Origin of the sequence: Dapis brunnea BLCC-M229, assembly GCF_050015995.1 — a bacterium.
Taxonomy (GTDB): domain Bacteria; phylum Cyanobacteriota; class Cyanobacteriia; order Cyanobacteriales; family Microcoleaceae; genus Trichodesmium.
In genome coordinates this window covers 1-9,264 of record NZ_JBNHEP010000219.1, presented here as the reverse complement: position 1 = coordinate 9,264, position 9,264 = coordinate 1, and the positions used below count along the sequence as shown (strand labels likewise).

Here is a 9,264-nt window from a genome sequence, read left to right as displayed (position 1 = left end):
ATGGAGCTAAGACACACTAACAGACCGAGGGCTTGACCTCAACTTCAACCTTTGACTTCTGACTATGCAGCCTTCATTGTTTCTTCTATTTATTACAAAAAAATTTAGAAAAAAGGATTGTTTTTAGACTATCGAAACAATCCTTTTTTCTGTTTGTTTAAAAGAAAACCCTCTTTTTGAATAACTCAAAAAGAGGAAAGCTACTTATCTGAAATTTATTTATCTACAAACAGCGCGATTATTTGCATTAAGAACTATTGTGCCTTCTTCTCCATTTATAATAACTGGGTTACCTGTGCTGACTCTGATCAATAGGGGTTTTTGATTCAGACACTCTGTAACCTCTTCTCCCCAAGCTTCTATGGAAGCAGTATATTCTGCTCTGTAGCGCAACAGCTCATCTAGAGTAATTCCAGTGGGAATAGAAGGTAAATTATTAACAAAAGCATCAGTTATCGGGCTATCGGTACGGACGCTGTCATCGACATCAATCTCAGTAATAATTGGAAAATCAAATTTTCTGGGTAAAGTTCTGTAAGGAATAGAAAGGTCTGGTAATGGTTGATAATCTTCTGACCCTGATTTATAATCAAAATCAGATGGTATTCCTAAAGCTGGCATAGGTAAACTTGCAACCACCAGAGTACACAAACTTCCTAATAATGTAGCAAATTTCTTCATTTTATTCTCCTAACACTAACACGTTAGCCGATAAAACCTCTTCAGGTTTCTAAATTTTCTGCCTTACTTAGTTCAGTCAAAACAAACAACTAAACTAACTTGTAAAAAACTTAGACAAGGTGAAATTATCATACTCCACACAATTCTTTAACGTTGAGAAAACACATATATTCTTAAGCAAGATATCTGTTAATTACCCAGCTTTATCATACACTAATTTTCTTAATTTCAGAAGTAGAGTTTATATCTTACCTATATACGAGTGACTTGAGACTCAGACAATACTATAGCGGTTCTCTTAATGAATGAGATACAGTTTTTTTCCTCTTTTTTTGTTCCCTGTTCCCTAAAATATCAAACTTTTGTATCTCATCTATTTGAGTTGAGAGATGCTATATATAGTTTATTTGTATTTTGATAATATTATTATTACTATCAGAAAAATGTATAGCATCTATCATTAGAAACTTTTTGTTTGTTATACTCCTATTTTCCTATCCCAATTCAAGAATTTTGACTTAATCGGCTATTATTTGGGAAACAAAAGTTAAAAAAATACAAAAATGGAATTGTCCACGAATATAACTATTCCCGTAGCACCTGCAGGGTATAAATCAGGGTTTGTTGGTATAATAGGACGACCCAATGTTGGTAAATCTACTTTGATGAATCAACTGGTGGGGCAAAAAATTGCTATTACCTCCCCAGTTGCTCAAACTACTCGTAATCGTCTGCGTGGTATCTTGACCACACAAGCAGCTCAGATGATTTTTGTTGATACTCCAGGTATTCATAAACCTCACCACCAACTAGGAAAAGTATTAGTTCAAAATGCTAAAGTAGCAATTCAGTCTGTCGATGTAGTCTTGCTGGTAGTAGATGGATCGGTAATAGCAGGTGGAGGCGATCGCTATATTATAGATTTACTGAACAAAACCGAAATACCTGTGATTATAGGTATGAACAAATTAGACTTACAACCTGAAGATGATCGGGAAATAGAAGCTAGTTATCATCAGTTAATCACTCCTCACCCTTGGCAAATAGTTAAATTTTCTGCTCTGACAGGAGACGGAATAGAAGCATTACAAAATTTGTTAATTGAACATCTCGAACCTGGACCTTATTATTACCCCCCTGACCTAGTAACAGACCAACCAGAACGCTTTATTATGGGGGAACTAATCCGCGAGCAAATTTTATTGTTGACTCGTGAGGAAGTACCCCACTCAGTAGCGATCGCTATTGATAGAGTAGATGAAGAACCAACTATTACCCGTATTCTTGCCACTATAAATGTTGAACGCTCATCTCAAAAAGGAATTATGATTGGCAAAGGTGGAGATATGTTAAAAGCCATTGGCAGCGCAGCACGTCAACAAATTCAAAAGTTGATTGCAGGTAAGGTCTATTTGGAACTATTTGTGAAAGTACAACCTAAATGGCGACAGTCTCGCATTCAGTTAGCGGAGTTGGGGTATCGGGTTGAAGAATAATACCAAATCTCAACAAGTTTGCTATATTTCCTGAAAAAAGGTTTTAGGTGGTAAATGTTGCCTTGTTAGGGGTTTCAGAAAAAATATCAAAGTATAAATTAGTTTTTAAATCAAGCATTTATCATGTATTAATGCTATAAGATAAATTCCATTAATTTGAGTAGGAGTAGGATTGATATTTTGTTATTGTGACGTTATTAATTATAAAATTATAGTCAAAACAGAATTATGGGCAATTAGAAATTATCTTTAACAAATATGCTCATCGATAAATCCTAAAGATGGATTTTTATAGAAAGATTAAATTCTGCCATTTTGAAACAATAATTTCACGAAAAATAAGCACTATTATAAGACTCTATCGGAAATGTATATTTGACGAAAAAGATAAGTTACGAGATAAAAAAATGTTATAAAACCTATTTATTATGACTCTTGACTTCTAATAAATGTCCTAGTTATTTGTAGCCAACATTTATCAATTTGTATAATAGCTAAATTTAACTAATTCAGAAATGATATATAGTTTTTATTAAATCAAAGTCACTTCTAAGCTAAAGTAATAAATCATGTTTAAATTCCCTGGTTTTGGATTGATATAATTTCTACCAGAAACCTTTAGATATCACACAATACCGAAATCTGCCCCAAAAACCATGTTTATGTAATATTTTATAATAGCAATACTACCGGATTTGATATCAGATATTAACTGGTAGGGAAAAAGATTGTAGCCTACCTTACAAATTTTAATTTATCTGTAAGTATTAAGTTTTCAATTACTTTTTCTGTTTTTCCTAAAATATAGAATTGAAATGAGAACCTTCTCTATATTAATAGTTAATTAGTTAAATCACCAAATAGAATTTTTCCTTGAGAAAATTATGACTACAGAAAATCCACAATCAAAAATCCAAAATGGTAAAATAGCAATTTTGCTACACGATGGCATTAATGGTTTACATGGCAAAACAGGTTTATCACTATTACGTTATAGTCAAGCAGATATTGTTGCCGTCATCGATCGCCAATCTGCTGGAAAATCATTGCCCGAACTTACTAAAATTCCCCGTGATATCCCCATAGTTGCTTCCGTTGCCGAAGCTATCGCCTTTGATCCGGAAATATTAGTCATTGGTATCGCTCCCTCCGGTGGTGCTTTGCCTGACGAATGGTTTGAAGAAATCAAAGCAGCAGTTGCGTCTGGGTTATCAGTCGTAAACGGTTTACATACCCCACTCGCAAATAATTCCGAAATTATACCACTTTTGCGGAAGCCACAATGGATATGGGATGTGCGTCAAGAACCTCAAGGATTAACTATTGCTAGTGGGAAAGCTAGAACACTTTCTTGTCAGCGGGTTTTAACAGTTGGTACAGACATGGCGATCGGCAAAATGTCTACCAGTTTAGAACTAAATGCAACTGCTCAACACCGAGGTCTCAATTCTAAATTTCTGGCCACAGGGCAAGCGGGTTTGATGATTGCTGGCGATGGTATTGCCTTGGATGCAGTGCGAGTTGACTTTGCTGCTGGGGCAGTCGAACAAATGATTATGAAGTTTGGCAATACCCATGATTTGCTTATTGTTGAAGGGCAAGGTTCCCTATTGCATCCAGGATCTACTGCCACCCTCCCATTATTGCGTGGTATTCAACCTACTGATTTAATCTTGGTGCATCGTGCCAATCAAACTCATATTCGCAATCATCCTCATATATTGATTCCACCATTACCAATAGTGGTTCAGTTGTACGAAATGGTAGCTAGTGTAGGTGGCGCTCTACAACCACCGCGAGTTAGAGGTATTGCAATGAATACTTTTCATTTAGATGAAGTAGCTGCTAAAGCGGCGATCGCTCAAGTGGAAACAGAAACTGGTTTGCCTTGTACTGACCCTGTGCGTTTTGGTGCTGATTTATTGTTGGATGCAGTTATGAACATCAAGAAGTAATGGTTTGTCGATTTTCAAATGATTGCTTGAGATGCTAATAGGAGCCGTGTAAAAATAACTTGAACAAATTACTCCCAAAGCTAAATAATAAAAGTATCACATTTATTGTTGGGTAATATGTCTGATAACTCTGTAGTCAAAACTATTCAAGACAAGTATGAATTGTTGTGGCCTTACTTAAACGAAAAAACACGACGTATATGGGCAGCTATTGAAGCTCAAAGCCTGGGTTGGGGAGGTATCACCTTGGTGGCCAAAGCAACTGGACTTTCCCGCACAACAATTCATACTGGTATGGATAATCTCTGTAAATCAGATGGAACAACAAGATCGGACTACAGCGATCGAATTAGTGAATTTGGTGGTGGCCGTAAACTACTAGAAGAAAAAGACCCAACTCTGTTAACAGATTTGGAATTACTGATTGAACCCGCGACTTTAGGAGACCCAGAATCTCCTCTGAAATGGACTTCAAAAAGTGTAGCTAAATTAGCAGCAGGATTGAATCAAGAGGGACACAGAATCAGCCCTAAAAGTGTTTATAATTTACTGGAGTCTCTTGGTTACAGCCTACAATCAAATCGTAAGACTCGCGATCGCGAGTCTCACCCAGATCGAGATGCTCAGTTTTTACATATTGCTCAACAAGTTAGATATTTCCAATCTGAAAATCAACCAGTCATTTCCGTTGATACCAAGAAAAAAGAATTAATTGGAGATTTTAAGAACTCTGGTAGTGAATGGTGTGTGAATGGACAACCAGTAGAAGTACGAATGCACGACTTTGCTGACCCCAAATTAGGTAAAGCAATTCCCTATGGAATTTATGACTTAACTTTTAATACTGGATGGGTCAATGTTGGTGTCGACCATGACACAGCCTGCTTTGCAGTGGAGTCGATTCGCCATTGGTGGTACTCAATGGGTGAAGAACTTTATCGAGATAGTCAAAAGATAATGATTACAGCCGACTGTGGTGGTAGTAATAGTTATCGCTCCCGACTATGGAAGTTAAAACTACAAGAATTTGCCGACGAGATTAATCGGACTATTCATGTGTCTCCTAGACCTCCCGGTACAAGTAAATGGAACAAAATTGAACATTGCTTGTTTTGCCAGAGCACCCAAAACTGGCGTGGCAGACCCTTAACTAGCTTGCAAGTCGTGATTAATCTAATTAACAATACTACTACCACACAAGGGTTGAATGTAGTTGCCCACCTAGACGAAAATTTTTACGAAACAGGAATTAAAGTAAGTCGCGAAGAATTTAATGCCATTAGAATTGAACCAGACTCTTTTCATGGTGAATGGAATTATGTGATTAAGCCGAGAACAATAGCTTAAATTGTTCAAGTTATTTTTACACGGCTACTAACTGGGAAGAGAAAGGGCAAAAGTAGACAAGGGAGAAAATTTAATAGCTTACCCATCAAATCAATATTGACAGACCAGTAGTAGGGTTTCAATTATTCTTAGGTAATCTTAAATATGTAAGGATATTGTTTATTCACCTATTCATTTAATTGCTAGAAGGAAGCTGCAAAAAATCATTACTTGTTTAGCACTAGCTGTTCTGATAATTCTGAACTAGGGAATGGATATTACAATTACAAATATAGTTGGCCTTATTTTAGAACAAAAGTCAAGTATGTTGGCCTTCATACATTTTACTAATCAAAAAATGGTTTAGAGGAACTAAATTTACATTATAGTATAGTCACTAGAGAATATTCCTCGGCATTTTTCCTAATCATAATTTTTGCACACAAGTCCTCTAGATAGTCTAAAATACACATATAATGCTAGCACTATACTTGGTAAGTCAATTTGCCTGCCTTTTCCGGCTAAGGGTTGAGGGTTTTGGACTTTTACTATAATTATCTGAGCTTCTGAATTATCTGAGCTTCTGGCAGATTGGTATCTTGGTTACACAAAACATTGTTTTTGTCAACCTACTAGATTGCTGTATGGGTAAAATACCCAGACTGCCTGATAACTGCTCCCTAGGTTTAGTATAAAGGCATATTTTTTGATTTAGAAGTCCCTAATACTTTAGTTGAGCTTCTGCCAAAACCAGCGCTAAGTGAGTTCCAAGTCTAAACAGTTGTTGAGCCTCTGGGGAAAAAGTAACCTGAGCCGACAAACTGTGTTAGGCCCAACAACGCTAAGGATTTTCCCCAAGTCTGTATCCTTTTGGTTGGCTAGAGACCATGGGCTATAACGGCAGCTTTCCTCCCCACCTAAGCTAATGGTAATGGTTGGGTATCCAACCCTTGACATACTCTTGAAAACAGGATTCTTGGTTCAACAAGTCCACTTAAACTAATTACCGGATAATTAATAATTAAATAATTAAATAATTAAACAGTTTAGGTTAAAAGCCTCCCCTTGGATAGGGGAAAAAAGCGGTCGTTTGCGGAGCAGTCCGTTAGGATGGGATGCCGAGGTCTCCTCGCTAGCCTCCAATCGACCAAGAGAGCGGTCGGAAAGCGGAGCAGTCCGTAGGATGGGATGGCGAGGTCTCCTCGCTAGCCTCCAATCTCCCCTTGAGAATAAATTTTTTCGGCGTTGGTCAATCCTCTCCCTAAAAGGAAGAGGTAATTATCCATTATCAATTATCAATTATCCATTAATGAACTTGCCATACCTAGACCAGAGATGGTCCTCTCCCAAAGGGTTTGCTCTATTGCCTCTTTCAGAGGAGCTGCGCTAACAAGAGCCTGTTCCCGCATTCCCTACGGTACAGTTCAAACCTCAAAAAAAACTTTGGTTCTCTGGTACTTGGTGCTAGTTTGTTACGATTAGTAGCTAGGTTTTTAGAGCGGTTGAATACCTTTGCATTATATAAGCATAGCACAAAGTCCCCCTTTTAAGGGGAGGCTTTAAACCCAATTTTTCGGTAAATTTGATCAAGCTAGCATTAGCAGTATAGGAATAGGACTGTGGTTCATACATTTATCTTAGAATCAGGCCAATGGATGATTGCAGGAAATTGGCTAGAACGCAACGGAATGTTGATTACTGTCAACGGTAACATTATCGTGACATGGGATCGTACAGATTGGTTCTCTATGGAAACAAAGCTAATATTTCCTAGTAAAGACCGTGAGGAGATTACTTTACAGTATAAAGGGCGTCTCGACAGTGATGAACGACGCTATACCTTTCTTCTGCAACACAGCGAGCTAGGAAAAGTGGAAGGGGAAGGATGGCTTGGTATTGATTCAATTATTCAGCGCTATTGGGTACTGGGAAATGACCGCCAACGTCGTAGTGGTTTTGAAACTTTGCTCCGCTTAGATAAAGATCGATATTACTCCAGTAGTGGCATTTTAACAGGTCCTTCTTTGATTAGTGCTATGGAAGCAACTATAGAGCGTCAGCTAAAGTAGTTAATCTTACTAAAAGTTATAAAATTCCTTCAATCAATTAATGGCTATATTTGCGTAGAAAATTTATGATATTTGAAAAATTAGTTGACGCCCCATCATCCCCAAATCTGTTTCATTCGTTTGAAATAGAGTCAGAGAAGGAGGTCGCCCCTGGGACAACTTCTGAGTTAATCAAAATTAGGGTTAGATTCTAATCCCCAATTATGCTTTAAAAATTGTTGGTAAAGAGTTTCCCTTACCAACATTTGTTCATATAATTCAACTAAGCATTCTTGAGCTTGTTGTAAATTCATCTGCCGCACCTGAGTCTCAAAAGACCGAACGCTAAATTGCTTCTCTAATGGAAGTTCCATAGGTTGCTCCATAGTTTAACTCCTTTAATATCAACAATGACCTACTGACCATGCTTCTTAGCTGGATTGGTAAATCTAGATACAAAAAATTAATACCAATTTCATAAACTTAGGCTACACTGCTTATCTGCTGGCAGATTATATGATTTGATTCTTGAGATATTTTGATTCTTGAGATATGATGTGTAGCCATACTTGAGAAAATTGGTATAACCTGAATAAATCCAGATATGTATTACTGGACGAGAGCGATCGCCTAATCTTGTCAGAAATTCTGATAATCAATTATTACTATCGCATTATGTTAAAAAATATAACAAATGTTTGACAAAACTGCCATGATTTTCCTTGCACCACAGATATAAAAATGGCAAATACCAAGCATTATGCTTGCTTGTAAATAAATCTGATAATCAATTATTACTATCGCATTATGTTAAAAAATATAACAAATGTTTGACAAAACTGCCATGATTTTCCTTGCACCACAGATATAAAAATGGCAAATACCAAGCATTATGCTTGCTTGTAAATAAATCTTAGATAAAAGTCAAGAGTAAAGATGCTCATTTTGAACAAATTTCTGATAGTAAATAACTCCTGAAAAAACAGAGTGAAAAGCTCAAACAACTCGACTTATATAGAGATTTATTTCTCAAGAGGTGCTCAAAATTAGAAAATAGGTAGTATGCTGAATCAGTAACCATTACTACTAGAATTCTAAAAAATGTTTTATAAAAAATCTAAGTACAGCTTATTCGCCATAATTTCAATACTGACCATACTCAGCACCACTCAAGCTGACGCTTCTTCTTTTAAACCAACCCTAAAACAACCCCAATCAATTAACACCAAAATTATTGCTCTCAACCAAGAAGCTAAAGCAGAATTTGAGCGCGGGGTGAAACTTTACAAAGAAGGAGACCTAAAATTAGCAGAAGTAGCATTTCGCAAAGCTATTGAACTCGACTCAGAATTTGCTGAAGCTTATGCTAACCTGGGTAGTCTTTTGGCAAATCAAAATAATTTGTCGGAAGCAATATCTCAATTTGAAAATGCTGTTCGCCTCAGACCAGAGCTAGCAGTGCTTCATTATCAATTAGGGGTAGCTTTGTATTTGGAAAATAAACGACCCGAAGCGTTAGTATCTCTAACTAAAGCTAGAGACCTATTAAAAGAACAAGGAAAAACGGAAGATGCAGAAAAAGTTGAGAAAGCAATAGAAAGGATTCAAGCAGAATCTTAATTGCTGTTGCAATACTATAAATTTCAGACAATTATTTCACGGATATAGTTCTAGAAGAGATTTTTTAGCTTTTTGATAAAAATGAAAGTGGTCTTGAACAGCTTGATATGATCTTTTCATTAATTGATAATGGATAAT

General features: G+C 36.6%; 7 protein-coding genes. 5 read left to right on the top strand and 2 right to left on the bottom strand.

Annotated elements, in window-relative coordinates; genetic code table 11:
- Positions 1 to 219: 219 nt before the first annotated feature.
- A complete protein-coding gene (locus ACP6PM_RS24250; RefSeq protein ID WP_426589198.1) occupies positions 220 to 681 on the bottom strand; it encodes a hypothetical protein in 462 nt (153 codons plus the stop codon).
- A 563-nt stretch (positions 682 to 1,244) separates the two neighbouring features.
- Between ACP6PM_RS24250 and era the strand changes: the two genes are divergently transcribed.
- The 4 genes from era to ACP6PM_RS24230 all read left to right on the top strand — a co-directional run bounded on the left by era (position 1,245) and on the right by ACP6PM_RS24230 (position 7,527).
- On the top strand, positions 1,245 to 2,177 hold the full coding sequence (gene era, locus ACP6PM_RS24245; RefSeq protein WP_426589196.1) for a GTPase Era: 933 nt from the start codon (positions 1,245 to 1,247) through the stop codon (positions 2,175 to 2,177).
- Between the two features lie 884 nt (positions 2,178 to 3,061).
- Positions 3,062 to 4,132: an N-acetyltransferase DgcN family protein gene (locus ACP6PM_RS24240; RefSeq protein ID WP_426589195.1), complete on the top strand. Its 1,071-nt coding sequence runs from the start codon at positions 3,062 to 3,064 to the stop codon at positions 4,130 to 4,132.
- 117 nt (positions 4,133 to 4,249) lie between these two features.
- The gene (locus tag ACP6PM_RS24235) at positions 4,250 to 5,479 is read left to right on the top strand and encodes an ISAzo13 family transposase (protein ID WP_426589193.1); all 1,230 of its coding nucleotides are present in this window, start codon (positions 4,250 to 4,252) and stop codon (positions 5,477 to 5,479) included.
- Positions 5,480 to 7,077: 1,598 nt separating this feature from the next.
- Entirely contained in the window at positions 7,078 to 7,527 is a 450-nt protein-coding gene (locus tag ACP6PM_RS24230) for a hypothetical protein (RefSeq protein WP_426589191.1), read from the top strand.
- Between the two features lie 167 nt (positions 7,528 to 7,694).
- Here the strand turns inward: ACP6PM_RS24230 and ACP6PM_RS24225 are convergent, their stop codons facing one another.
- A complete protein-coding gene (locus tag ACP6PM_RS24225) occupies positions 7,695 to 7,892 on the bottom strand; it encodes an NblA/ycf18 family protein (protein ID WP_426589189.1) in 198 nt (65 codons plus the stop codon).
- Positions 7,893 to 8,607: 715 nt separating this feature from the next.
- Here ACP6PM_RS24225 and ACP6PM_RS24220 point away from each other — a divergent pair.
- Positions 8,608 to 9,126 (top strand): tetratricopeptide repeat protein, encoded by a 519-nt coding sequence (locus ACP6PM_RS24220; protein ID WP_426589187.1) that lies wholly within the window; start codon positions 8,608 to 8,610, stop codon positions 9,124 to 9,126.
- Positions 9,127 to 9,264: the final 138 nt, after the last annotated feature.